Origin of the sequence: Kribbella monticola, from assembly GCF_003261635.1 — a bacterium.
In the GTDB taxonomy this organism is placed as follows: domain Bacteria; phylum Actinomycetota; class Actinomycetes; order Propionibacteriales; family Kribbellaceae; genus Kribbella; species Kribbella monticola.
Genome location: NZ_QFXK01000036.1, coordinates 33,652 through 56,872 on the forward strand (window position 1 = coordinate 33,652; position 23,221 = coordinate 56,872).

General features: G+C 67.4%; 26 protein-coding genes. 15 read left to right on the plus strand and 11 right to left on the minus strand.

The features are described from left to right. The first annotated feature begins 24 nt into the window (after positions 1 to 24). From DIZ26_RS29035 to DIZ26_RS29050, 4 genes are all read left to right on the plus strand, one after another. Positions 25 to 1,047, plus strand: a complete 1,023-nt coding sequence (locus DIZ26_RS29035; RefSeq protein ID WP_112247285.1) for an energy-coupling factor ABC transporter permease — start codon at positions 25 to 27, stop codon at positions 1,045 to 1,047. Continuing rightward, entirely contained in the window at positions 1,044 to 1,811 is a 768-nt protein-coding gene (cbiQ, locus tag DIZ26_RS29040) for a cobalt ECF transporter T component CbiQ (RefSeq protein ID WP_112247287.1), read from the plus strand. The genes DIZ26_RS29035 and cbiQ overlap by 4 nt, the downstream gene beginning before the upstream one ends. Continuing rightward, a complete protein-coding gene (locus DIZ26_RS29045) occupies positions 1,808 to 2,578 on the plus strand; it encodes an energy-coupling factor ABC transporter ATP-binding protein (protein WP_112247289.1) in 771 nt (256 codons plus the stop codon). Before cbiQ ends, DIZ26_RS29045 begins: the two co-directional genes overlap by 4 nt. Positions 2,579 to 2,706: 128 nt before the next feature. Then, the gene (locus DIZ26_RS29050; RefSeq protein WP_112247291.1) at positions 2,707 to 3,492 is read left to right on the plus strand and encodes an SGNH/GDSL hydrolase family protein; all 786 of its coding nucleotides are present in this window, start codon (positions 2,707 to 2,709) and stop codon (positions 3,490 to 3,492) included. 229 nt (positions 3,493 to 3,721) lie between these two features. Here the strand turns inward: DIZ26_RS29050 and DIZ26_RS29055 are convergent, their stop codons facing one another. Next, positions 3,722 to 4,279, minus strand: a complete 558-nt coding sequence (locus DIZ26_RS29055) for a MarR family winged helix-turn-helix transcriptional regulator (protein WP_198676340.1) — start codon at positions 4,277 to 4,279, stop codon at positions 3,722 to 3,724. A gap of 55 nt (positions 4,280 to 4,334) precedes the next feature. Between DIZ26_RS29055 and DIZ26_RS29060 the strand changes: the two genes are divergently transcribed. From DIZ26_RS29060 to DIZ26_RS37580, 3 genes are all read left to right on the plus strand, one after another. After that, positions 4,335 to 5,054 carry an SDR family NAD(P)-dependent oxidoreductase gene (locus tag DIZ26_RS29060; RefSeq protein ID WP_112247295.1) on the plus strand — a complete coding sequence of 240 codons (720 nt, stop codon included), beginning with the start codon at positions 4,335 to 4,337 and terminating at the stop codon, positions 5,052 to 5,054. A 50-nt stretch (positions 5,055 to 5,104) separates the two neighbouring features. Then, positions 5,105 to 6,154, plus strand: a complete 1,050-nt coding sequence (locus tag DIZ26_RS29065; protein WP_112247297.1) for a LacI family DNA-binding transcriptional regulator — start codon at positions 5,105 to 5,107, stop codon at positions 6,152 to 6,154. Between the two features lie 521 nt (positions 6,155 to 6,675). After that, entirely contained in the window at positions 6,676 to 6,978 is a 303-nt protein-coding gene (locus DIZ26_RS37580; protein ID WP_157979842.1) for a hypothetical protein, read from the plus strand. A gap of 61 nt (positions 6,979 to 7,039) precedes the next feature. Here the strand turns inward: DIZ26_RS37580 and DIZ26_RS29070 are convergent, their stop codons facing one another. Both DIZ26_RS29070 and DIZ26_RS29075 read right to left on the minus strand, forming a co-directional pair. After that, positions 7,040 to 7,384 carry a YciI family protein gene (locus DIZ26_RS29070; RefSeq protein WP_112247299.1) on the minus strand — a complete coding sequence of 115 codons (345 nt, stop codon included), beginning with the start codon at positions 7,382 to 7,384 and terminating at the stop codon, positions 7,040 to 7,042. 100 nt (positions 7,385 to 7,484) lie between these two features. Further along, complete coding sequence (locus tag DIZ26_RS29075) at positions 7,485 to 8,177, minus strand: NAD(P)-dependent oxidoreductase (protein WP_112247300.1); 693 nt, start codon at positions 8,175 to 8,177, stop codon at positions 7,485 to 7,487. 76 nt (positions 8,178 to 8,253) lie between these two features. On the opposite strand from DIZ26_RS29075, the gene DIZ26_RS29080 reads away from it, so the two are divergent. Beyond that, on the plus strand, positions 8,254 to 8,853 hold the full coding sequence (locus DIZ26_RS29080) for a TetR/AcrR family transcriptional regulator (protein WP_112247302.1): 600 nt from the start codon (positions 8,254 to 8,256) through the stop codon (positions 8,851 to 8,853). A 116-nt stretch (positions 8,854 to 8,969) separates the two neighbouring features. Here DIZ26_RS29080 and DIZ26_RS29085 read toward each other — a convergent pair whose 3' ends face one another. Beyond that, the gene (locus DIZ26_RS29085; protein WP_112247304.1) at positions 8,970 to 9,428 is read right to left on the minus strand and encodes a carboxymuconolactone decarboxylase family protein; all 459 of its coding nucleotides are present in this window, start codon (positions 9,426 to 9,428) and stop codon (positions 8,970 to 8,972) included. Positions 9,429 to 9,940: 512 nt separating this feature from the next. On the opposite strand from DIZ26_RS29085, the gene DIZ26_RS29090 reads away from it, so the two are divergent. Then, on the plus strand, positions 9,941 to 11,215 hold the full coding sequence (locus DIZ26_RS29090; protein ID WP_112247306.1) for an ice-binding family protein: 1,275 nt from the start codon (positions 9,941 to 9,943) through the stop codon (positions 11,213 to 11,215). Between the two features lie 308 nt (positions 11,216 to 11,523). Beyond that, positions 11,524 to 11,970, plus strand: coding sequence for a class F sortase (locus DIZ26_RS29095; RefSeq protein ID WP_112247308.1), 447 nt, complete (start codon positions 11,524 to 11,526; stop codon positions 11,968 to 11,970). A gap of 73 nt (positions 11,971 to 12,043) precedes the next feature. Here DIZ26_RS29095 and DIZ26_RS29100 read toward each other — a convergent pair whose 3' ends face one another. From DIZ26_RS29100 to DIZ26_RS29110, 3 genes are all read right to left on the minus strand, one after another. Beyond that, the gene (locus DIZ26_RS29100; RefSeq protein WP_112247310.1) at positions 12,044 to 12,829 is read right to left on the minus strand and encodes a sugar phosphate isomerase/epimerase family protein; all 786 of its coding nucleotides are present in this window, start codon (positions 12,827 to 12,829) and stop codon (positions 12,044 to 12,046) included. Positions 12,830 to 12,906: 77 nt separating this feature from the next. Then, a complete protein-coding gene (locus DIZ26_RS29105) occupies positions 12,907 to 14,061 on the minus strand; it encodes a mandelate racemase/muconate lactonizing enzyme family protein (protein WP_112247312.1) in 1,155 nt (384 codons plus the stop codon). Continuing rightward, on the minus strand, positions 14,058 to 15,044 hold the full coding sequence (locus DIZ26_RS29110) for a hydroxyacid dehydrogenase (protein WP_112247314.1): 987 nt from the start codon (positions 15,042 to 15,044) through the stop codon (positions 14,058 to 14,060). The genes DIZ26_RS29105 and DIZ26_RS29110 overlap by 4 nt, the downstream gene beginning before the upstream one ends. Before the next feature lie 104 nt (positions 15,045 to 15,148). Between DIZ26_RS29110 and DIZ26_RS29115 the strand changes: the two genes are divergently transcribed. Both DIZ26_RS29115 and DIZ26_RS29120 read left to right on the plus strand, forming a co-directional pair. Then, positions 15,149 to 16,039 (plus strand): LysR family transcriptional regulator, encoded by an 891-nt coding sequence (locus DIZ26_RS29115; RefSeq protein ID WP_112247316.1) that lies wholly within the window; start codon positions 15,149 to 15,151, stop codon positions 16,037 to 16,039. Positions 16,040 to 16,088: 49 nt separating this feature from the next. Next, positions 16,089 to 17,042, plus strand: a complete 954-nt coding sequence (locus tag DIZ26_RS29120) for an SDR family NAD(P)-dependent oxidoreductase (RefSeq protein WP_112247318.1) — start codon at positions 16,089 to 16,091, stop codon at positions 17,040 to 17,042. Here DIZ26_RS29120 and DIZ26_RS38020 read toward each other — a convergent pair. Further along, positions 17,017 to 17,352: a hypothetical protein gene (locus tag DIZ26_RS38020; protein ID WP_198676350.1), complete on the minus strand. Its 336-nt coding sequence runs from the start codon at positions 17,350 to 17,352 to the stop codon at positions 17,017 to 17,019. The two genes, DIZ26_RS29120 and DIZ26_RS38020, sit on opposite strands and share 26 nt — an antisense overlap. Before the next feature lie 57 nt (positions 17,353 to 17,409). Between DIZ26_RS38020 and DIZ26_RS29125 the strand changes: the two genes are divergently transcribed. Further along, positions 17,410 to 17,925 carry a methyltransferase gene (locus DIZ26_RS29125; protein ID WP_269815411.1) on the plus strand — a complete coding sequence of 172 codons (516 nt, stop codon included), beginning with the start codon at positions 17,410 to 17,412 and terminating at the stop codon, positions 17,923 to 17,925. Then, entirely contained in the window at positions 17,922 to 18,419 is a 498-nt protein-coding gene (locus tag DIZ26_RS29130) for a GNAT family N-acetyltransferase (protein ID WP_112247320.1), read from the plus strand. The genes DIZ26_RS29125 and DIZ26_RS29130 overlap by 4 nt, the downstream gene beginning before the upstream one ends. A 133-nt stretch (positions 18,420 to 18,552) precedes the next feature. Here the strand turns inward: DIZ26_RS29130 and DIZ26_RS29135 are convergent, their stop codons facing one another. From DIZ26_RS29135 to DIZ26_RS29145, 3 genes are all read right to left on the minus strand, one after another. After that, positions 18,553 to 20,592: a GTP-binding protein gene (locus DIZ26_RS29135; RefSeq protein ID WP_112247322.1), complete on the minus strand. Its 2,040-nt coding sequence runs from the start codon at positions 20,590 to 20,592 to the stop codon at positions 18,553 to 18,555. Between the two features lie 171 nt (positions 20,593 to 20,763). Next, positions 20,764 to 21,477 (minus strand): UMP kinase, encoded by a 714-nt coding sequence (pyrH, locus tag DIZ26_RS29140; RefSeq protein ID WP_112247324.1) that lies wholly within the window; start codon positions 21,475 to 21,477, stop codon positions 20,764 to 20,766. 48 nt (positions 21,478 to 21,525) lie between these two features. Beyond that, the gene (locus DIZ26_RS29145; RefSeq protein WP_112247326.1) at positions 21,526 to 22,164 is read right to left on the minus strand and encodes a maleylpyruvate isomerase N-terminal domain-containing protein; all 639 of its coding nucleotides are present in this window, start codon (positions 22,162 to 22,164) and stop codon (positions 21,526 to 21,528) included. Between the two features lie 80 nt (positions 22,165 to 22,244). Between DIZ26_RS29145 and DIZ26_RS29150 the strand changes: the two genes are divergently transcribed. Beyond that, a complete protein-coding gene (locus DIZ26_RS29150) occupies positions 22,245 to 23,198 on the plus strand; it encodes a cyclase family protein (protein ID WP_198676341.1) in 954 nt (317 codons plus the stop codon). The last annotated feature ends 23 nt before the right edge of the window (positions 23,199 to 23,221 follow it).

Here is a 23,221-nt window from a genome sequence, read left to right on the forward strand (position 1 = left end):
CGCAACTGGCACCAGAATGTGGGCATGCACGTTCCCGACGGCTTCTTCGACGCGCCCACCTCGATCGCGACCGGCCTGATCGCCGCGGGAGCCGTCGGGTTCAGCCTGCAGCGGGCCAACCGGGAGATCCGCGAGACCGGTCCCGCGCTGGCCGGCCTGACCGCGGCGTTCGTGTTCGCCGTGCAGATGGTGAACTTCCCGGTCGGCGCGGGTACGAGCGGTCACCTGCTCGGTGGTGCGCTCGCGGCGGCGCTGGTCGGACCGTGGACGGCGGTGCTGGTGATGTCGACCGTGCTGCTCGTGCAGGGATTGCTCTTCGCCGACGGCGGCCTGACCGCGCTCGGCACGAACATCACTTTGATGGGTCTGGTCACCGTTGTCGTCGGCTACTTCATCACCCGTGCGTTGTTGAAGCTGCTGCCCAAGCGAGTCGGCAGTGTCGTCCCGGCGGCGACAGTCGGCGCCCTGGTCTCCGTGCCGACAGCCGCCTTGGCCTTCACCGGCCTGTATGCGATCGGTGGCGCGGTCGACATCCCACTTGCCAAGCTGGCCACGGCGATGGTCGGCTGGCACATCCTCGTCGGCATCGGCGAGGCAGTGATCACCGCGGCAGTGCTGAGCGCGGTCGTCGCGACCCGGCCCGACCTGGTGTACGCCGCTCGCCATCTGCAGCCCGACCTTGTCCTGGTCGATGCCGATGGCAACAGTTCCTCGGTCGCACCGGATCGTCCGATCGCTGCCCGGCCGGCCGGCCGCAGCCTCGGCGTCGGGATTGCCGCCACCTTCGTGATCGCCGGCGTGGTCAGCCTGTTCGCCAGCGCGCATCCCGACGGCCTGGAGTTCGTCGGCGCGAAGCTCGGGTTCGAGGGGGCGGCCAAGAGCTCCGCGGTCGCGGACAGCCCGCTCGCGAACTACGGCGTCAGCGGGATCGGCAACTCCCAGGTGTCCGGCGCGCTCGCGGGCATCATCGGCGTACTGGTCACGATCGCCCTCGGCCTGCTCGTCGCCAAGCTGGCATCGCTGCGATCCGCCCGCGCCCGCTCGTGAGCGGATCGGCTGGTGACGGCCTGCTGGTACCGGTGGACAGCCGCGTCCATCGCCTTCCCGCGCAGGTGAAGATCGTCGCGTTGTTCGTCTTCGTGCTTGCGGTGGTCGCCACCCCGTCCACAGCCTTCTGGGCCTTCGCCCTGTACGCCGGGATGCTGGCCGGCTGCGTTGTGCTCGCCAGGCTCCCAGCCCTGGTCGTGCTCAAGCGCCTCGCCGTCGAGACACCATTTGTCGTGTTCGCCCTCCTGCTCCCGTTCGTGGCCACCGGCCCGCGGGTCGAAGTACTGGGCCTTTCGTTGTCCGAATCGGGCGTGCTCGGCTCCTGGAACGTCCTCGCGAAAGGAACCCTCGGCGTGGTCGCCGCGATCGTGCTGTCTGCCTCGACGGCCCCGCGGGAGTTGCTCGCCGGGCTGGAGCGCCTGAAGTTGCCGTCGACCCTGATTGCGATCCTGTCCTTCATGGTTCGCTATCTGAGCGTCGTGTCGGACGATCTGCACCGGATGCGGATCGCCCGCGAATCGCGCGGGTATCAAGGCGGCCGCGCCGGACATCTCAAGGCCGTCGCCGGGGGAGTCGGAGCGCTGTTCGTCCGCAGCTTCGAGCGCGGCGAGCGGGTGCACCTCGCGATGCAGTCGCGCGGCTACAACGGCCGGATGCCGCTGCTGTCCGAGACCGGCGCCGCGCAGGCCCAGTGGCTGGAAGGTCTGGCGCTCTCGCTGACCGCGGTCGTCATCGCCGTGACTGCCCGGGTGGCCGGCCTGTGAGCGGTCCCTCGATCCACGTCGAACGTCTCGTCTTCGCCTATCCCGACGGCCGGCAGGCGTTGTTCGGCGTCGACTTCAGCATCGAGCGCGGCGAGCGGGTCGCCCTGCTCGGCCCGAACGGCGCCGGCAAGACGACGCTGGTCCTCCACCTGAACGGCATCCTCGGCTCGGTCGCCGGCGGTACCGGCAGCGGCCGGATCCAGGTCGGCGGCTCCGACCTCCACCGCGAGCACCTGCCCGAGGTACGCCGGAAGGTCGGCCTGGTGTTTCAGGATCCCGACGACCAGCTGTTCATGCCGACCGTGCGCGACGACGTCGCCTTCGGACCCGCGAACCTCGGCCTGCGCGGGCCGGAACTCGACGAGCGCGTGCACGAGGCGCTCGTCCAGGTCGGGATGCAGGACCACGCCGATGTTGCCCCGCATCACCTGTCCTACGGGCAGCGACGGCGGGTCGCCGTCGCGACGGTGCTCGCGATGCGCCCCGAAGTACTGGTCCTGGACGAGCCGTCGAGCAATCTGGACCCGGCCAGCCGACGCGAGCTGGCCGACATCCTCAGCGGGCTGGACGTCACGCTGCTGATGATCACCCACGACCTGCCGTACGCGTTGCAGTTGTGCGAGCGGAGCCTGCTGATGGATGCCGGCCGGATCGTTGCCGACGGCGCCACTCGCGACCTGCTCGGCGATGCCGACCTGATGGCCGCACACCGGCTCGAGCTGCCCTACGGCTTCGACCCGCTCTCGGTCCCCGGCCCGGAGAAGTAGGCGTACGGCGCCTACCGGATTCGCCAATTGGTGGTGAATTTCTCACCGAGGTCTTGCCTGTTACTCACTGGTCAGAGATGGTGACTCTCAGTTCACTGCACCCCTCCCAGTGCTAAGGCGGTCCGCCCATGAAACTCATCGCCGGCTTCGTCAGCGCGGCAGTCGTCGCCACCGCGCTCCTCAGCCCGACCATCGCGCAAGCGGCCGCCCCGGAGTACGTCGCCCTCGGCGACTCGTACGCCTCCGGGGTCGGCACCCGCGTCTACACCTCGGAGAGCGGGTCCTGCCAGCGCTCCACCCAGTCCTATCCGTACCTCGACGCGGCCCGGATCGGCGCGCACCTGACCTCGGTCGCCTGCTCCGGCGCCCGGGTCGCCGATGTGTCGGCCAACCAGCTCGGCCCGCTGAACAGCGGGGTCCGGTTCGTCACCGTGCAGGTCGGCGGCAACGATGCCGGGTTCTCGTCGGTGATCACCGAGTGCGCGCAGCCGGCCTGGCTGAGCAACTGCGACGGGGCGATCAACACCGCGCAGGCAACCATCAACAACACCCTCCCGAGCCGGCTGAACGGGCTCTACGCAACCATCCGCAGCCGGGCGACGACCGCGAAGGTGATCGTGGTCGGCTATCCACGGCTGTTCAACGGCATCGACTGCAACGCGGCGACCTTCTTCAGCGGTACCGAGATGACCCGGCTGAACCAGACCGCCGACCTGCTCAACGCCAAGATCTCGGCCGCGGCGAGCGCGGCCGGGTTCAGCTTCGTCAACCCGACCACGGCGTTCATCGGCCACGCGGTCTGCGGCAGTCCGGAGTGGATCAACGGCCTGTCGAACCCGATCAGCGAGTCGTACCACCCGAACACGACCGGCCACCAGGGCTTCGCCAACCTGGTCCAGCCGCAGCTGAGCTGACGCGGCCCGAACTGCGCGGTGCCTCGGAACGTGGTGTGATGCAAGGGTGCCGCGCAGGCCGGCCGCCGCTTCGGCGTACCGGGTAGCGCAGTGGCCTGGAGCGTCCGCTGTCCGAGGCCGGCCCCGGAGGGGTGGCCGACGTCGGACTCCGGACGGTCCCCTGCTCCAAGAAACTCGCAAACCCGGGGCCCCGGCGACACGCAACCGGGGCCCCGGGCCTGTCCACAGACTACTCAGGTTGGTCGGCGGGCGGAGCGAGCTTCTGCTGGACGTCGTCGAGCAGCTTCTGCAGCCGGCCGGCCAGCAGTGCGCGATCGCCGGGCGCGAGGGACGCGACCAGTTCGGACTCGCGCGTGAGCACCTGGTCAACCGTCCGCTCGACCAGCTCGTGCCCGGCCTCGGTCAGCGTCACGAAAACCGCCCGCGACCCGTTCCCCTCCGTACGCCGGACAACGAGCCCGGCCTGCTCGGCGCGACCGACTCGCTGGGAGATCGCGCCCGCGGTGACCAGCGTTCGCCGGGTCAGCTCACGGGTACTCAGCTCGTACGGCGGTCCGCTCCGACGCAGGACGCTCAGCAGATCGAGAGTCGCCGGGTCGATACCCAGCTCTGTCAGCAGCCGGCGCCGGTCGTCGGCGAACAGCTTGGCGAGTCGCCACAGGGGAGTGACGATCTCGATCGAGTCCGTCGGGGTGCCCGGACGCTCGCGCTCCCAGGCGCGCGCGATCTCGGCGGCCGGGTAGGGGCTCGGCGCATCCAGCGGGTAGCGGTCCGTCGGGGTCGTCACCCTGATGATGGTACGTTTAGGTCTAAACGTTTAGACCTAAACGAAGGAGTTCGGCGTGTCGAGAACGATCGTGGTGACCGGGGGAGCGACGGGGATCGGCCGGGCCGTGGCCGAGCGGTTCGTGGCCGGCGGTGACGAGGTGGTGATCACCGGCAGGCGGCCCGACGTACTCGAGAAGGCTGCTGCCGACCTCGGTGTGCGGGCGATGGTGTGCGACGGGACCGATCCCGTTCAGGTGCAGCGGCTGGCCGACGAGTTGCCGGCGCAGTTCGACGTACTGGTGAACAACGCGGGCGGGAACACAGACTTCTCCGAGCCCGAAGCGGGCGATCTTGCGCAGCTGCGCGCGAACTGGCTGGCGAACCTGGAGGCCAACCTGCTCACCGCCGTTCTCACGACGACAGCGCTCGCACCGAAGATCGCCGACGGAGGATCTGTCATCCACCTCGGCTCGATCGCGGCGATGAAGGGACGCGGCTCGTACGGCGCGTCGAAGGCGGCTCTGGCGACGTACAACCTGGACGTGGCCACCGAGCTCGGCCCGCGCGGAATCACCTCGAACGTGGTCGCCCCTGGTTTCACCGCGGAGACCGAGTTCTTCCAGGGTCAACTCAGCGACACCCGGCGCGCAACGTTGATCCAGGAAACGCTGACCAAGCGCGCAGGCACCCCGGCCGACATCGCCGAGACGATCTGGTACCTCGCCTCACCCGGCGCTCGCTACCTCACCGGCCAGACCCTGCACGTCAACGGCGGAGCCCTCACCACTCGCTGACGTTCACCCTGCGCCAGCGCTATCGCTTCCTCGTCGGTGACAATGGGGTCATGCGTGCCACCGTCAAGGACGTCGCCAAGCTGGCCGGGGTCTCGCCGAAGACGGTGTCGAACGTGATCAACGGCGTCGTCTTCGTCCGCCCCGAGACACGAGCCAAGGTCGAGCAGGCGGTCAGCGAACTCGACTACGTGCCGAACCTGAGCGCCCGCGGCTTACGCAACGGCCGCTCCGGCATGATCGGGCTGGCCCTGCCCGACCTGCTCCGCCCGTACTCCGCGGAGATCACGCACCTCGTCGTCGAGCTCGCGCACGAGCGCGGCTGGGGAGTCCAGATCCAGCAGACGGCCGCCGAACCGGAGCGCGAGTTCGAGCTGCTCTCGAAGGCGCGCGCCCACCTGGTCGACGGGCTGATCCTGAACCCGATCAACCTCGACGACAGTGCAGTGATGACCGCAGGACCGCTGCCGCCCGTAGTACTGATCGGTGACGTCGATCAGGACGTGGTGAGTCAGGTCGCGATCGACAATGTCGGTGCCGCGCGAGACATGGTTCGGCACCTGCTCGATCAGGGATGCCGCCGGATCGCGGCCGTCGGTACGCCGGAGTCGCCCAGTGGCTCGAGCGGCGCCGGCGCACTCGGTGGCTCAGCCGGAGTCGTCGGTACGGCGGCCGCCCGGCTCCGCACTGCCGGATACCACGAAGCATTGCGCGATGCCGGTATCCAGCCCGACCCGGAACTGGACATCGCTTTGGATCGGTGGAGCCCCGAAGGCGCCAACCTGGTGGTCACCCGGTACCTGGCCGGTCACGAGCCACCGGACGCGTTCTTCTGCTTCACCGACTCGATCGCGGTCGGCACGCTCTCGGCTCTGTGGACGGCGGGAGTCGCGGTACCGGACAGGTGTCTGGTCGCCGGCTTCGACAACATCCTGGAGAGCCAGTACGCCGTACCGCCGCTGACCACGATCGACTTCGACCGGCGCGCTTTCGTCCACTCCGCCCTGGAGTTGCTCGCCGAGCGGATGGCCGACAAAGATGCAATACCACGGCGGGTACTGATCCCGCACCGCGTCGTCGCCCGGGCGAGCACGACTCGCTAAATCCGGAGTGGTAAAGCGACCATTTGTCCCGCAAACGCTTGCGTCGCGGATTGCGGTGATTTTGAAGCGCTTCTTCGACGGGATTCCGGGCCGCAAGCCGGTTTCGACGACGTATTCGACGACAGCTCTTCTACCGGTCGTGTTGCCATTGTCACGTCGATATCTGCCACGGTAGCGATCTCGCCGTATCGGTGCCACGGACAACTTCCTCGCCCTGACGGGCGCCGCACCGGCATCGTTTCCAGTTTCCGCCGGCAAATCAGCGAAGGAATGTCGGGTCCGAGTTTCAGTGGCCGGCACTGCGGTGGACAGCAGTTTCGCCTACCGGGATTCAGGTGACGATCCCTTGAAATGATCGGCACCGTGAGCAAGGCTTCTCCGATCACCTTTGCGTCGTGAGGAGCAAGGTGTGGCAACTGTGCGCAGGTCTGCGCAGTGAGGAATGTTGCGTGGCGCTGTGGGCAGGTGTGTGTTCTGTCAACCAATGCCCGGGGGAACGAGAAGGGGGAACAGTGTCAGCGATGAAGCAGCTCGCCGAGCAGTGCCGTGGTGTGAGGAGTCACGGCACGACGCAACTCGGTAGGGCTTCGATCCAACCCGCGGTCTGTACCGGCATCCACGAGGTGAACTCGTCGACACCGTCCGGACGGCCGCGCCGAGTAGCGGTGCTGAGGCTGAGCAACGGTCTCACCACCACGCTGCGTCTGGCTGAAGGTGCTCCGGCACCCCGTCGTGGCGCGACAGTGTTCGTCCAGGGTGGCCGCGGAATGGGCGACCAGTCCGTATCAGGTGGGGTCACCCTCGCGTTGAGGCCGACCAGCTGAAGTCAGTGGCTCGCCGGTCTCAGGTCAGCGCCGAGCTGGGACCGGCAAGCCTCTGGAACGGCTATTCCTCGTCGGGGACCTCGCGGATCTCGATCGGGGAGTAGGGCGCCTCGGGCAGCCTGGCGGCGATCTCGGTCGCCCGTTCGAGGCTGCACTCGAGCAGGTAGTACCCCGCGAGCACTTCCTTGGCCTCGGTGAAGGGTCCGTCCGTCACGGTCGACACACCGTCCTGGAGCTGCACGATCCGCGCGTTGCTCGTGGTGAGCGGGTGCGACTCGATGAACTCACCGGCCGCCTTGGTCTCCTCGAAAACCTCGCGGTGCCGTTCCATCACCGCATCCATCCCGTCGGCCTTCAACGCGGCCCAGGTCTCCTCGTTGCCGTAGATCAGCAACATGTACTTCATCTGCTCTCCTCCATCGCCGGCTGTACCTGCGCATCGGCTGGTTGCACCGGCTGGTTGGTTACATCGGCTGGTTGCACCGGCGACGTCGGAGCCGGCAGGCCTACTTCGACATGATGGCCTCCCGCCAGATCAACTTGGCCATGTTCGGCTTCACCGCGGTGGTGATGACCGCCATCGCCCGCCGGACGTAGGTGTCCTCGCTCAACTGCGCCAGCATCGCGGCCGCCAGATCCTCCCGCGCGGTGAACAGCCCGTCCGCCTGGTCCTCGGCGATCTCGTACTGCGTGGTTGCCTGGTTGCTGAACAGCCCCGACGGCCGCGCGATCGTCCAGTCGAGCCCACTGGCGCGGACGAGCTCTTCCATCCGCCGCATGTCGTCGTGGGTCGTCCTGACGACGATGCGGTTCACCAGTGGATCCAGGACGTTGTTGAAGAAGAAGGCGTTGCTCGGCCGCCAGCCGGGCTCGAGGATCACCGAGCTCACCACGAGCAGCCGCTTCACGCCGTACTCGTGCATGGCGTCGATGATGTTGGCCGCCGCGGTGGAGTAGAGGCTGACCGGTTGTCTGGACGGTTTGCCGCCGACGACCGAGAAGACCGCGGCGCTTCCGTTCACAGCGGCCCGAACGGCATCCCGATCCGCGATATCGGCCTGTACTACCGTCAGTCCCGCGCGCGGCTGCACCTTCTCGGGACGGCGAACCGCGGCCACCACCTCGTGGCCGGCGGCCAGTGCTTGCTCGACCAGTTCGCGACCGGTCGAACCGGCCGCACCGAAGACGACGATGCGCATGTCACTCCCTTGCTGTCCCGGACGATCCGGTGACGTCCTTGACATTGCAGGGGAGAGCCGACCATATTCAACGCTGATGAATAAATCTCGAGGACGACCGCGAGGCAACCCGGACACCAAGGCACGGATCGCCGAGGTGGCCTACGACCTGTTCCTGAAACACGGCTACCGCGGTACGACGGTCCGCCGGGTGGCGGCCGCCGCGGAGGTGGATTCCGCGTTGATCAGCTACCACTTCGGGTCGAAGCAGGGGTTGTTCGGCGAGGCGATGCAGTTCCGCTGCGGGAAGTCGCCGGCGATGGCGCTCGCGATGCAGGGTGATCAGGCGGGATTCGCGGATCGGCTGCTCGAAGCGGTGCTGGAGATGTGGGCCGACACCGAGCCGCTGGCCGAACTGACCAGGATGGCGCCGCAGGACGCCGACGTACTGGCGGTACTACAGGAGTTCCTTGAGCGGGAGATCCTCGGCCGGATTGCTGAATTTCTCCGCGGCCCCGATGCGACCGACCGGGCTACCGCGGCCGTCGCCGTCATCGGCGGCCTGATCTTCACCCGCTACCTCAACCCACTCCGCCCGGCCGCCGCCCTGAGCGACGCCGACGTACGCCGAATCCTCGCTCCAGCGCTCCGAGCCGCGCTCAACCCGACGCGCACTCGTCGGCCACTCAGCGCCTGACATCTCGGCAGGCGCACCTGCCAGGTCTGGCGAAACGGGTTTGCCCGGCAACCCGGATGGGCTCCTGCCCGGGTTGCCGGGCAGGAGCCGTTCCCTTCGGGGATCTGCCGGGGGAGTCAGGCCCAAGTGGCGCCGGCGGGCGCGCGGACCGTGGTGTTGAGGCGGTTGAACAGGTTGGTCAGGCTGATCATCAACACGATCGCGGCCAGTTGCGACTCGTCGAAATGCTTCGCCGCCTCGGCCCAGATCTCGTCGGTGACGGCGTCGGGGCGATCGGCAAGCCGGGTCGCTGCCTCGGCCATCGCCAGGGCCGCCCGCTCGGCGTCGCTGAACAGGTCCGACTCGCGCCAGGCGACGACCTGGTGCAGCCGCTCGTCGGTCTCGCCGTTCTTCTTCGCCGAGTGGATCCCGCCGAAGATGCAGGCGCTGCAACCGTTGATCTGACTGGCCCGCAGGTGGACCAGTTCCAGTACCGTCGCCGGCGCACCGCTCTTGTACATCGCCTTGTAGATGTTCTGGATCCCCGTCATCGCGTCCGGCAGGACCTCGGCGGGGTTCTTCATCCGTGCAGTCATTTCTCGTACTCCCTGGTTCGCTTGGGCTTGCACTGCACTGACGGATCGAGCACAGAAGATGTGACACAACTTCCTGGCCGCTGCCCGGCCCGGCAGGTCGCCAACACTTGCGGGCTCACGACGAGCTGGTCGAAACGCCTGCAGGACAAGCGTTTCGGGGCCGCTGTAGTTGAATTCGGCAACCACTACAACTCGTTGCCGATTGCATCCGCCGAGTCATTGACAGGGCAGAGACGGTGACCTAACGTCAGTTTCAGTTACGAATTGTGATCGGCGTATGCGGCCTCTCTGGACTGCTGCCGGTCGAACGGGGTGCGAACGCGCCATCAACTCGCGGCAGGACTGGGGATTCCTGCCGATGGCGGTCTCCCGATGTCCTGTCGCCGGCCCCTGCCCGGCCCTCGAGATGTCGTCCGGCTAGCAACGGACCCTCCTCCGCGAAAACAGCAGTGCGACTCGCCACGCCTTCTGCCGGATCAGGGTGGCTCATCGACGGATTCGAGGAATCGAACATGAAGTTCTCCAGGTATTGGCCGACAGGGGGCCGGTGGCGACTGAGCGCGCTGGCGGTCGCGGCGGCGGTCGCAGTCTCCGGAGGTGGCTTGCTGGTCACCGGACGAGACGCACAGGCCGCGGCCGTCGTGGTGCCGCTGGGCACCGCGCAGAGTTTCGTGGTCCTCGCAGGGGCGGGGATCACCAACACCGGGGCGACCACCCTGAACGGCGACATCGGCAGCTTCCCCAACCCAGCAATCACGGGTACCGGGACGATGACGATCACCGGCGTGAACCACGCCGGTGACAGCGTCACCCAAGGGGCGAAGGACGACCTGGTCACGGCGTACGACGTGGCGGCGGGGGAGAAGCCGCCGTCGCCGATCACGGACGACCTGGGTGGCAAGACGCTGACGCAGGGCGTCTACAACTCCGCCGGTTCGATCGGGCTGACCGGGACACTCACCCTGGATGCCGAGGGCGATGCGGGGGCGGTCTTCGTCTTCCAGGCTGGTTCGACGCTGACCACGGCCTCCAGCAGCCGGGTGCTGCTGACCAACGGGGCCCGTTCCTGCAACGTGTTCTGGCAGATCGGCAGCTCGGCGACGATCGGTACGGCGACGAGTTTCCGCGGCACCATCCTCGCCCTGACCTCCATCACCCTGCAGACAGGCGCGACCGCGGTCGGCCGCATGCTGGCCCGCAACGGCTCGGTCACCATGGACACCAACACCCTCACCAGACCCAGGTGCACCCACACCCCACCCACCTCCCCACCGACCAGTCCCCCCACCTCCCCGCCGACGACACCACCAACCACGCCGCCGACTTCTCCTCCGACCACGCCGCCCACCACACCACCAACTACCCCGCCGACCAGTCCGCCAACGACACCGCCCACCTCGCCACCGACTTCACCGCCAACCAGTCCGCCGACTTCACCGCCCACAACGCCGCCGACCTCACCCCCCACTACGCCGCCAACTTCCCCTCCGACCACGCCACCAACCACGCCGCCAACCACGCCGCCAACCTCACCCCCGACCACGCCACCCACGACACCACCAACCACTCGGCCAACCTCACCCCCCACGACGCCGCCGACCTCGCCGCCGACGGGTCGGCCGACCGCCCCGCCCACCTCGCGGCCGACGGTCTCGCCGACGCCTCCGCAGGTCACCAAGACACCGCGAGGTCCGGTCGGAACAGGTGACGCCTCCGGCTGGTCGATGTGGCTGGTCAGTCCTCCGTTCGCCGTGTGGTTCACCTGGATCACGCCGGTCACGCCGTGAGAACCGGCGCAGCGGTTGCTCTGCTCGTCGCCACCACCCTGGCACTGGCTGGTTGCAGCAGCGAGCCCGCCACCGGGCCGGCTCAAACCGGTCGGACCTGGGCCGACGATCTACCGAGCGAGCCCGCTGCGCCGACCACCACCGTTCTCACGCCCACTCCGGACGCACTCGCCGGCAACCGGTCAACAGGCAAACCACCTCGGCACACGACCACAGGAACCCACCCCACCCCAGTACGCCGCCCGGATTCACCCACCAACCCGTCCCAGCCACTACCCCCCGGTCTGGGACACCGGTGGGCGACTCCGATGCGGCCGTCCACCCCGATCCGGGTCGTCATACCCGCGATCGGGGTGGATTCGAACCTGATCCGGCTCGGCCTGAAATCCGACGGCGGCCTACAGGTTCCGCCGAACGGATTCCCGGCCGGCTGGTTCACCGGCGGACCGACACCGGGTGAGAAGGGTCCGGCGGTCGTGCTCGGTCACGTCCACTGGGCCGGCCGCCCCGGCGTCTTCGCCAGGCTCGGTGGTCTGCAGCCTGGCGACAAGATCACGATGACCCGGCAAGATCGCTCGGCCGCCGTGTTCCGTGTGGTGGTAGTCAGGGAGTATCCGAAGTCGACCTTCCCGAGCGCGGCCGTGTACGGCGACCTCGACCACGCCGGGTTGCGGTTGATCACCTGCGGCGGCCTCGACCGGACTTCCGGCAAGTACGAGGCCAACCTCGTGGTCTTCGCCGACCTGATCGCCTAGCTGCGATGTCAGCGGCAGCACCGAGAGCCAGGTGATCGAGTACGTCGCCCGGGAGAGCTAGCGGTCCCTGGAGTCAGCAGATCGACTGGGCGGCGCGCAGATCTTCTTGCAGACGGCCTTCGACGGGGATCGACGGGTCGGAGTACTGGCCGGTGAGGCAGATGGGGCCTTCGTAATTCAGGGCCGCGAGCTGGCGGAAGATCGCCGACCAGTTCGCGAGGCCTTCGGTGGCCTGGACGAACCAAGGCCTCCAGGCGCCGCCGACATCGCCAGTCGCTTCGGTTGGTCTGTAGGTGACGTTCTTCAGGTTGATCATCGCCAAGCGGTCGGCCACAAGCGGCAGAGTCACCGCCGGGTCGTCGCCGGCGAGGATATCGTGGGCGGCGTCCCAGATCACCCGAAAGCGCTCTCTGGGCAATCCGTCCAGCAACTGGACCACGCCGAGCGACGACGCCACAAACCGCCCATGGTGCTGCTGAACACCGACCTGTACGCCGTACTGCTCAGTGAACCCAGCAACCGCCTCCAGCTGTTCTCTCATCAGCCTGACCGATGCCGCATACCTCTCGTCGCCTAGTGAGGCCATGATCCGGATCAGCGGCACGCCCGCTTCGGCGCAGGCCGAGAACGCGCTCTCCGACAGCTCACTGGCAATGCTGATCGGCTCGATGCCTTCAGCCCTCAACTGCGCGACGAACTTCGGCAACTTCGCTTCGGCGGTCACGGGCGTGACGTACGCGTTGTCCCTGACCGGAACCTCGGCCCCCGTGAAGCCGAGACCCGCGACCAGCCGCCCGAGTTCGTCGCCGGGAAGGCCGGCCCAGGGTTTGGTGAAAACGGACCAGAGATATCGAGTCATAGATCAGCGGCCTCCGAGCCCGCTCCTGGTGTTGCTGCGGCGCGTCCGCTCGGTCAGTTCGAACAAGCTGCGACTCCTCAGCTGAAGAGCAGGTTGATCGACTCGGCGCGGATCCGTTCCTCGTCGACCTGGACACCCAGACCGGGTGCGGTGGGGACCGTGGCGACGGCCTTGGTGATGGTGAGACCGTCGACGTACAGGTCTGCCAGAAGCTCTGGTCCGTTGAGCTCGGCCGGTAGCGCGAGTTCGAGCTGACTGAACAAGTGCAGTGCGGCGGCGAACCCGAGACCGCAGTCGGTGAGTCCGCTCGCGAGAATCTCCAGACCGCTGGAGAGCGCTACCTGAGCGGTCTTGAGCGCGTTCCGCAGGCCGCCGGATTTGCAGATCTTGACGACGACGAGATCGGCCGCCTGGAACTGGATCGCCCGGGCAAGATCCTGGGCGGTGAAGCTGCCCTCGTCGATCGCGATCGGCAAGTCGATCAGCCCACGCAGCCGCTGCATCGCCAAGGTGTCGGTGCTCGGCACCGGTTGCTCGACGCAACGGATCGTCCGAACCTCGCGCGTCCGGTCGAGCAGGTGCTTGAGCGCGGTCGGCCGGTACGACTGGTTAGCGTCCAGCCACAGCGGTTTCGCGCCGGCGACCTCAGCGACCGCCTCGACAGCAGCGGCGTCCGCATCGGGATCGCCCCCGATCTTCACCTTGTACGCCGAATAGTCAGCCGACTGCTGCGCCTGCTCTCGAACGACGTCCGGTGCGCCGACGCCGATCGCCGAGCACAGCGGGATCTCGTCGTACACCTTGCCGCCCAGCAACGCATGAACCGGTACGCCGGCGAGCTTGCCGGCTGCGTCATGCATCGCCAGGTCGACGGCCGCCCGGGCGAAGGGGAACCCGTTCGACACGGCCGGGCTGAGCCGTTTGTTGGCAGTGACGTGGAACAACTCGACGTCGAACGGCGTCAGCTCCAGCAGGATCGGCTCGAGATGTCGCTTGATCACCACAGCGATCGTCTCGGCCGTCTCGTAGCTCCAGCTGGGGAGCGCTCTCTGCTCTCCCCACCCGACCACCCCGTCCTCGGTCGTCAACTTCACAAACACCACCGCCGTCGCCTGATCCACAGCCTGGCCGGGGGAGCCGACGGCACCGCTGCCGAGCACGAACTTCCGCGCGAACGGCACGGCGACAGGAAAGACTTCGACCGACCTGATTCTGGACTTGCCGGCGGTCATGCGGCGATCGACCAGACTGCTGGATCGACGAAGCTCGGGCCGCGGATCCCGTCGTCCAGCCACTTGACCACATCAGCGAGCACGTAGCCGGCCAGCCCGAGATGTCCCTCGGTGGTGTCACCTGCGATGTGCGGAGTCAGCAACAAGTTGCTTGCAGCAAGGACTTCCGGTCCGAACGCCGGCGGCTCCGGGTCGTAGACATCCAGCGCAGCGAACAACCGCCCGTCAAGACAATGCTCCAGGAGCGCTTCCTGATCGATCGCCGGACCGCGCGAAGAGTTCACCACGATCGCCTGGTCCGGAAGCCGCTCGATGAGTTCCCGCGTCACCAACCCCCGCGTCTCCGGAACGTCCGGTACGTGGATCGATACGAACCGGCATCGCAGCGCCTCTTCCAGTGCTGCGATCCGTACGCCGAGCTGCTGCGCCCGTTCGTCGCTCAAGTAGGGGTCGTAGACCAGCACGTCACAACCGAAAGGCTTGAGCAGAGCGATCAGCGCCCGCGCAGTCGAACTCGCACCAAGGATGCCTACCGGCTGACCGGCCAATTCGCCACCGCGGAACGCGCTCTGCTTCCACCCACCCTGGCGAACGGCTTGGTCGAACCGGGGGAGCCGCCGCGCCAAGGTGAGCATCGCGGCCAAGCAGTACTCGCCGACCGACCACGCGATCCGCGGTCCGGCCGAGAACACCGCGACCCCCTGCTCCAGAATCGCCGGATCGACCAGCTTCTTCACCGAACCGGCCGCATGCGCAACCACCTTCGGCCCGGCACCGCCGGACCACCAGGCCGGCTCGAGATGCGGCGTACCCCAGCTGGTCAGTACGACGTCGCTCCCGACGACCAGCTTCTCCACGGCGGCCGGGGACAGGTCGGCACCGGCCCAGCTGACCTCGAAGCGGTCATCGAGCAATTGCCGGGCATCAGGTCCGCAGACATCGTCGACCCGATCGGGCGTCATCACCACGGCAAGCTTCGGCAAGCTGACTCCTCGATCGACGGCGGCTTCGACACCCGACGGTATGCGCTTACCGTTATGCTCGTCCAAGCCCGTTTCCGCATCGATCGATACCGTGAGGGCATCGCGTGGACCTCTCGCTCCAGCAGTTGAAGGGATTCGTCGCGGTCGCCGAAGAACAGCACTTCGGCCGCGCCGCCGAGCGGTTGTCGATGACCCAGCCACCACTGACCCGGCAGATCCAAGGCCTGGAGCGCTCTCTCGCGGTCTCGCTGTTCGACCGCACCGGCAGGGGAGTGCGGCTGACCGCCGCCGGCGCGGTGTTCCTCGAACACTGCCGTCGCATGCTTGCCCTGCTCGAGATCGCGCCCGAGGCAACCCGCCGGGCGGCCGACGGCCAGACCGGCACTCTGCGGATCGCGTTCACCGCGATCGGGGCGTACGCCGTACTGGCCGATTTCCTCACGATGGTCGGCAGGCGCACGCCTGCGGTGACTGCGGAGTTGATGGAGCTGGTCAGCCCGGATCAGTTCGAGGCGCTGGCCGGGCTGAAGGTTGACCTCGGCCTGGTGCGACCACCCATTCCTGAGCAGTTCGAGTCGTTGCTGGTGCACTCCGAAGACCTCGTCCTCGCCGTACCGGCCGGGCATCCACTCGCTGTCGGGGACGGCCCGGTGTCGCTCAGCGAGGTGACCGACGACTACATCGGCTACAGCCCCGAAGGATCGCGCTATCTGCACGACATCTGTGCCGCAATGGTCGGCATGAACCGGTACGCCGTGAGCCAGCTCGCCTCGCAGGTGCCGACCATGCTCGCGCTCGTCCGGGCCGGTCTCGGCTGCGCGCTGATTCCGCGGTCGATCATGGCGATGCGAGTGCAAGGCGTTTCGTACCGCGAACTCGACTCAGCCGACGCCCATTCGGTCACCCTGCACGCCTGCTGGAGTCCGGACAATCCCAATCCGGCGTTGCAGCGGCTGGTCGAATCGCTGCAGCAGAACCCACAACTGGACGCCTGACCGAGTGGCGATTGACCTAGAGCCGACTCTAGCTCGTAGGGTCGTCAGCATGACGACTGCACAGAAGAAGCTCGGATCCGGATTCGGCTACCGGAGTACCGCGGACGACGTGCTCAAGGGGATCGACCTCAGCGGGAAGCTCGCGCTGGTGACCGGCGGATATTCGGGGCTCGGCCTGGAGACGACGAAGGCACTGGTGAAGGCGGGCGCCGAGGTCGTCGTACCGGCTCGGCGGCCCGAGAACGCCAAGGAAGCGCTCTCTGGTGTGGCCGGCGTCGAGGTCGACGCGCTGGACCTGGCTGATCTGGAGAGCGTCCGCTCGTTCTCCGAGCGGTTCCTTGCCTCCGGCCGGAGCCTCGACCTGGTGATCGACAACGCGGCGATCATGGCCTGCCCGGAGACCCGGGTCGGACCCGGCTGGGAAGCGCAGTTCGCGACCAACCATCTCGGGCACTTCGCCCTCGTCAACCGGCTCTGGCCGGCCATCGCCGCCGATGGCGGTGCGCGGGTGGTCGCGGTGTCGTCGACCGGGCACCGCCGGTCGGACATCCGATGGGACGACCTGCAGTTCGAGACCGGCTACGACAAGTGGGCGGCCTACGGTCAGGCTAAGACGGCGAACGTGCTGTTCGCCGTACAGTTGGATGCCCTGGGCAAGGATTCTGGGGTGCGTGCGTTCGCGCTGCATCCGGGCGGGATCATGACGCCGTTGCAACGACACCTGCCGCGGGAAGAGATGGTCGCGGCCGGCTGGATCGACGAGAAGACCGGCGAGTACAACGAGGCTTTCAAGACACCCGAGCAGGGCGCCGCCACGCAGGTGTGGGCGGCGACATCGCCTCAGCTCGACGGGCTCGGCGGGGTGTTCTGCGAGGACTGCGACATTGCGGAGGTGTCGACCGACGACGCGCCCGGCGTCCGCCCGTATGCGATCGATCGGGATTCCGCCGCCCGGCTGTGGGCCGTCTCGGCCGAGCTCACCGGAGTGAACGCCTTTGCCTGACGGGATCGTCGCGACCCTGCGCGCAGCCGGCTGCGTGTTCGCGGAAGACGAGGCGGAAATGCTGATCTCCAGCGCTGCCGACGAGGTTGAACTGGCTCGCATGGTCGAGCAGCGCGTCGCAGGCCTGCCGATCGAACACGTAGTCGGCTGGGCCGCATTCCATGGCTTGCGGATCGAAGTCGACCCCGGCGTCTTCGTACCCCGCGTCCGCACCGAAGCCCTTGTGACGCAGGCGATCGCGCTGCTCCAGGACCGCCGAGACCAGGCGGGCGGCGACCAGGCGGGCGGGGACCAGGCGGGCGGAGATCAACCCGATCTCCGCGTTGATCGAGATCGAAGCAGCGACTCGGCGGGTGGCGGGCGGAGCGTGGTACTGGATCTTTGTTGTGGGTCTGGGGCGTTGGGGGGTGCGGTGGCTTGTGCTGCTGGTCCGGTTGAGTTGTACGCCGCTGATGTCGAGGCTGCGGCGGTGCGGTGTGCTCGGCGCAACGTGGAGCGGGTGGGCGGACAGGTCTTCGAGGGAGACCTGTTCGATCCGTTGCCGTCGGCATTGAAAGGCCGGATCGACGTGCTGCTTGCCAACGTGCCGTATGTGCCGAGCGACGAGGTTCGGTTGTTGCCCGCGGAGGCGCGCCTCCACGAGCCCCTCGTCACTCTCGACGGCGGAGCGGACGGGCTGGAAGTACTGCGCCGCGTGAGCGCGGAGGCTTCTGCCTGGCTTGCGCCGGGAGGCCATATCTTGGTCGAGACCACCGAAGACCAGTCCGCCATCGCCACCGCGATTTTCAACCACGACGGCCTGACCACCCGCGTCACCACCGACCCGGACTACGCCGCAACAGTCATCATCGCCACCTCACCTAGTACTACGGTGGCTCGATGACCTCCACGATCCGACCGGCGACGATCGATGACCTCGACGAGGTGGTGGCCTCGACCTCGGCGCTGTTCGCCGAGGACGCGGGAGAGCGCGATCCGCTACGCAACCAGCGCTGGCCGGAGCAGCACGGCACCCAATGGTGCCGAGACCTGCTCGCGAACCCGAAGGCCCTTGTTCTCGTGGCCGACGGGTTCGCAGGAGTCGGCGGCCATCTGGTCGGCCATCTCTACGATCCGTCGGACATGTGGACGGTCGCCCGAGCCGAGCTGGTCAGCATGTACATCCGCCCGGAACTCCGCGGCCAAGGCGTCGGCGGACAGCTGGTGGATGCCTTCGTCGAGTGGGCGCGGAATCACGGCGCAGCGAGTCTGCAGGTGACGGCGTATGCCGTGAACGCCGCCGCGCTGGCGCTGTACCAGAGCCGAGGCTTCGCCCCACGCTCGATCACTCTGACAGCCGACCTCGGCGAACCGCCAACACTGACCAACCTCGCCTGACCGGTTTCGCCGGGCGTTCGCCCGGGCGGCTCATGGCACAGCTCGCGGGTTGATCAGTCAGCCGTGCCCACCCGGGAGCGAGCGGCGCAGCTGCGTGACGATGGGATCGGTCAACATCGCCAGGCTGGGGTGATCAGACTCGGCGGAGTACGTGGAGGAGGTACTCGCGGCGGTTGAGGGGGTTGTGGTCGGTGCGGGCGCGGGTGGGGATCGGGCCGGTGACTGGGTGATAGCGGTCGAAGGCCGACTCGAGTACCCCCTCGCCGCGGGTCAGTGCCGGGAGTTGCTGTTCGAGCTTGTAGACAGCGGCCGCCGGGATCTCGCCTTCCAGAACCGAGGTCGTCGCAGCCAGCGCCGGCACCTGCGGGATCGCCCGCAGCCTGCTCAACGCCGCCAGGACAGCCCGCGTCGTATCAGTGGGGACCTCCAACTGGAACCGATGCATCGGCTCGAACACCGTCGTACCGGCTTCTCGTAGCGCGTCCATCATCACCAGCGGTGTCAGCTGCCGGAAGTCTCCGGCGGTGCTCGACATGCTCTTGTCGAACACCGCGTGCGCATGACTCTGCCGCGCGGAGTACCCCGAGTGCGTCATCACCACTGTGCAGTCAGGGATCTGCCAGCCGTAGACGCCCTGCCGCAACGACTCGTGCACGGTCTCCTCGACTGCCTTGATGAACGCGTACGGCATCGAGCCGAGCTCGACCTCGAGCCGGAACGTGACGCCGGAGTTCTCCGGTGCCGGTTCGACCCGCAGGCCGATGGTCGCCAGGAACGGATTCGGGTCCACCTTGTTGAACTCGACGGCCGAACCGACGCCGTCCAGCCGCTCGATGCAGATCGTCGTCGACTCGCGGAAGGTGACGTCGATCCCGAACTCGCCGGCCAGCGTGGTATGGATGACCTCCTTCTGCACCTCGCCGTACAGCGACACGAACGTCTCCTGCCGGATGTCGTCCTGCCGCAGGTTGATCAGTGGATCCTGCTCGGCGAGCTGGGAGAGCGCGACCTGGAGGTTCCCCTTGTCCGACGCTCGAACCGGCGCGATCACCGTCTCCAACGTCGGGGGAGCGAAGTGACCGCTCTCCCGATCACTGCTCCCGTTCCCGGCTTGGTTGCCTACAGCACCTGTCGCCGATTCGCTCTGGTTGCCGACAGCACCGATCGTGTCGCCGATCTGGATACCGGCGAGGCCCCACAACTTGCCGATCTGACCGGCCGACAACTCATCGCGCGACCGCGTCGACCCATCGCCGAAGACACTGATGGCGGTGACCTTCGCCTCCTGATCACCCCGGTACCGCAGCCGGTCCCGGACCCGGATCGTGCCGGAGAACATCCGGACGAACGCGATCTTCTCCCCGGCCGGACCACGCTCCACCTTGAAAACGGACCCCTCCACCGGCCCGTCGGCATCCCCTTCGGTAGCAGGCAGCAGTTCCCGAATCCCCGCGATCAGCGCGTCCGTCCCCGCGCCGGTGATCGCCGAACCGAAGTACACCGGATGCACCAGCGCACGCTTCGTCTGCCCGGCAAGCCGTGAACGAAGAGCGTCGTACGAGAGCGCTTTCTCGTTCTCCACGTACGTTGCCAGCAGTTGCTCGTCGTGCTCGGACAGCAGGTCGATCATGGCGAAGCCGAAGCCGGGGTCGTCCCGCCCGTAAGGCGTGAAGCCGGCTGCCGGCGTACCGAGCTCGCTAGTCGACCCCATCGCGATGAGCTCGCTCGCGAGCTTGTCGGTGATGGTCTTCACCAACTCGGCGCTGCGCGCACCGGAGCGGTCGAGCTTGTTGACGAAGATCAACGTCGGGATCTTGAGCCGCTGCAACGTGCGCATCAGCACTCGCGTCTGCGCCTGGACCCCTTCGACCGCGGAGATCACCAGCACGGCACCGTCCAGTACGCCGAGCGCCCGCTCCACCTCGGCGATGAAATCCGGGTGTCCAGGCGTGTCGATCAGGTTGACCGTGACGTCGTCGATGGCGAACGACACCACCGCGGACTTGATCGTGATCCCGCGCTGGCGTTCCAGCGCTAGCGAATCGGTCTGAGTGCTCCCGTCGTCGACGCTACCGATCTCGTCGATGACCCCGACGGCGTACAGCAGCCGTTCGGTCAGGCTCGTCTTACCGGCGTCTACGTGCGCCAGAATCCCCAAATTGAGTGTTCGCACCGAACTCCATGTCCCTTGAACAGGTGAACTTTCCGCTCAGTCCAGACATGAAGTGAGATCGCACGACTGCGCTCCTTTGACGACGCGAACACTGACGACAGCCCACCGAGTACAACAGCCCGCCCGCTTTGCCTGCAACGGATTTTCGGCGACCGCAGACCGACGGGCAGGTCAGGAGATGGTGGTGCCGATGGGGGAGCCGGTGGTTATGGCGGCGGCGGCGCCGGGGCGGTCTATGTCGAAGACGTGCAGGGGGAGGTGGTGGTCGCGGGCGAGGATGAAGGCGGCCTGGTCCATCACGCCGAGGCCCTTGTCGATGACCTGCTGGTAGGTGAGGTGATCGAAGCGGCGGGCGGTCGGGACCTTGTTGGGGTCGGCGTCGTACACGCCGTCGGTACCGTTCTTCGCGACCAGGAGAGCGTCGGCGTCGAGTTCGACGGCTCGCTGCACGGCCGGGTAGTCGGTGGTGGTGAACGGCTGGCCGTTGCCGCAGCCCAGCAGGACGATCGAGCCCTTCTCCAGATGCCGCAGCGCACGAAGCCGGATGTACGGTTCGGCGAGGTTGTTGATCGGGAGCGCCGTCATCAGCCGTACGTCGGCTTCGCCGAGCTCGTGAAGCTTGCCGCGCAGCAGGACGGCGTTGATCACCGTGCCGAGCATGCCGATGTTGTCCGCCTCGACCCGGTCGATACCCCAGTCCTCGGCCCGGTTACCGCGAAAGACATTGCCCCCACCGACGACGACAGCGACCTCGACACCGGTGTCCCGCGCTGCGATCACCTCGCGCGCCAGGTGGTTCAGCCGATCCTTGTCGAAGCCGAACCCGGCCGACCCCGCGATCGCCTGACCGGACAGTTTGATCACCAAGCGGCGGTACTTCGGCATGCCGGGCTCCTCGTAGCAGGCGGATGGCGCTGGTGAAGAGTAGTCCGCTCAGAACGCGGTGATCGACGCGGGGGAACGCTCCGCGCGGCTGAGCGCCCGTAGTACCGGTGTCTGGCCGTGGCGTCGCATCGCCAGCCTGGTCAGCAGGTCGACGACGGTCTCCACCGCACGGTCCGGAAAGACAGGTGTCTGTACGCCGATGCTGACAGCGAGGTCGTCGGCGTGCACCGCGAGCTCCATCATCCGGGTGACGAGCATGTCGTCGAGCATCAGCGACCATGGACCCCAGAGCGAGATCCGCACGGCGCGGTCGGGCGCCGTCGAGAGATCGCTCTCCAGTTGCGCGATTGCAGCATCCAGCTCGTCAGCGAGTACAGCAGGGCCGTCGCCAGCAAGCTGCTCGCCGCCAGTGCGGATCCGGACACTGATGTCGTCGTCGAGCGCCGCATCGATCCACTGCACGCGCGCATAGTGGTCGAGCAGGGTGATCGTCGGTTCGGCGGGAATCGGCTCGCGGATGATCTGCGGGATCGCCAGCACCTGGAACGCCAGATGGCCCGCGAGCCCACCGACACTGAATTCGGCCAGGGCGCTGGCCTTGGTCCAGGCGGACTCTAGCGACGGCTCCCGCAACAGGGTGGCGGCAAGCCGCGCCACAGCGAGGAAGTCAGCTCGGGTGTCATTCATCTGTGCATTCTCTCCGCTGGCCCGAGGATGTGGTGTCATGCCAGTTCAGCTGGCCGCGTGACTGAGGAGTTGATGCAGGGATGACGGGTGGGCGACCTTTGCCGACACAGGACGACGTACTCGGGTACTTCGACGCCTTGTCCAACTGGGGGCGGTGGGGCGACGACGACCAACTCGGCACTCTGAACCACATCACCGACGACGTCCGGCTGGCGGCGGCCCGTGCCGTGCGGCATGGCAGGAGCGTGTCGTGCGCCTGGGAGGTCGCGGTACCGGAGGAGATGGAGCGGTCGACGACGGCGTGTCCGTGTGCCGCCGACATGCCGGGTGCCGAGCACATGCCCGCGGCGTTCCACAACGATCGACGCTGGGGCTTCTCGAACGAGCGGCTCGGAATCTTCTTTCACGGCAACACGATCACGCACCTCGATTCGCCGTGCCATCTGTTCTGGGACGGGAAGATGTACAACGGCCGGCCACACACGCTGGTCGACGCCGCGACCGGATCGGCGTGGGCTGCTGTCACGGCGGCGGCGAACGGGATCGTCACGCGGGGGGTGCTGTTGGACGTTGCGAAGGTCCGCGATGTGCCGTGGCTGGAATCAGGCGATGGCGTCTTCCCCGAGGATCTTGAAGAGGCCGAGCGCCGCCAAGGTGTGCAGGTACGGCCGGGTGACGCGGTACTGCTCCGCACCGGCTACGGTCGCGCTCGGCATGAGGCCGGCGCGAGCGGTGGTTTCACGCAGGCGGGTTGGCACGCGTCCTGCCTGCCGTGGCTGCATGAACGCGGCGTCGCGCTGATCGGTGCCGACACGCCCCAGGACGTTCAGCCGTCCGGGTACGACGATGTGTTGATGCCGGTCCACGCCGTGAGTCTCGTCGCGATGGGGCTCTGGCTGCTCGACAACTGCGACCTGGAGGAGTGCGCGGCCACAGCAGTCGAACTCGGCCAGTGGGACTTCCAGCTCGCAGTCGCACCAGTGCGCTTCGCCGGTACGTCGGGCAGCCCGGTCAACCCGATCGCCACTTTCTGATCGCTGCCGATGAAAGCCGCCTT

Excerpts from the sequence above, each read along its gene's own strand:
- DIZ26_RS29105 (WP_112247312.1), bottom strand. The coding sequence starts at position 14,061 with ATGACCGCCGGCAAGTCCAGAATCAGGTCGGTCGAAGTCTTTCCTGTC.
- DIZ26_RS29120 (WP_112247318.1), top strand. The coding sequence starts at position 16,089 with ATGACGACTGCACAGAAGAAGCTCGGATCCGGATTCGGCTACCGGAGT.
- DIZ26_RS29080 (WP_112247302.1), top strand. The coding sequence starts at position 8,254 with ATGAATAAATCTCGAGGACGACCGCGAGGCAACCCGGACACCAAGGCA.
- pyrH (WP_112247324.1), bottom strand. The coding sequence starts at position 21,477 with ATGCCGAAGTACCGCCGCTTGGTGATCAAACTGTCCGGTCAGGCGATC.
- DIZ26_RS29035 (WP_112247285.1), top strand. The coding sequence starts at position 25 with ATGCACGTTCCCGACGGCTTCTTCGACGCGCCCACCTCGATCGCGACC.
- DIZ26_RS29070 (WP_112247299.1), bottom strand. The coding sequence starts at position 7,384 with ATGAAGTACATGTTGCTGATCTACGGCAACGAGGAGACCTGGGCCGCG.
- DIZ26_RS29050 (WP_112247291.1), top strand. The coding sequence starts at position 2,707 with ATGAAACTCATCGCCGGCTTCGTCAGCGCGGCAGTCGTCGCCACCGCG.
- DIZ26_RS29100 (WP_112247310.1), bottom strand. The coding sequence starts at position 12,829 with ATGACTCGATATCTCTGGTCCGTTTTCACCAAACCCTGGGCCGGCCTT.
- DIZ26_RS29095 (WP_112247308.1), top strand. The coding sequence starts at position 11,524 with ATGCGGCCGTCCACCCCGATCCGGGTCGTCATACCCGCGATCGGGGTG.
- DIZ26_RS29075 (WP_112247300.1), bottom strand. The coding sequence starts at position 8,177 with ATGCGCATCGTCGTCTTCGGTGCGGCCGGTTCGACCGGTCGCGAACTG.
- DIZ26_RS29090 (WP_112247306.1), top strand. The coding sequence starts at position 9,941 with ATGAAGTTCTCCAGGTATTGGCCGACAGGGGGCCGGTGGCGACTGAGC.
- DIZ26_RS29065 (WP_112247297.1), top strand. The coding sequence starts at position 5,105 with ATGCGTGCCACCGTCAAGGACGTCGCCAAGCTGGCCGGGGTCTCGCCG.
- DIZ26_RS37580 (WP_157979842.1), top strand. The coding sequence starts at position 6,676 with ATGAAGCAGCTCGCCGAGCAGTGCCGTGGTGTGAGGAGTCACGGCACG.
- DIZ26_RS29130 (WP_112247320.1), top strand. The coding sequence starts at position 17,922 with ATGACCTCCACGATCCGACCGGCGACGATCGATGACCTCGACGAGGTG.
- DIZ26_RS29145 (WP_112247326.1), bottom strand. The coding sequence starts at position 22,164 with ATGAATGACACCCGAGCTGACTTCCTCGCTGTGGCGCGGCTTGCCGCC.
- DIZ26_RS29150 (WP_198676341.1), top strand. The coding sequence starts at position 22,245 with ATGACGGGTGGGCGACCTTTGCCGACACAGGACGACGTACTCGGGTAC.
- DIZ26_RS29085 (WP_112247304.1), bottom strand. The coding sequence starts at position 9,428 with ATGACTGCACGGATGAAGAACCCCGCCGAGGTCCTGCCGGACGCGATG.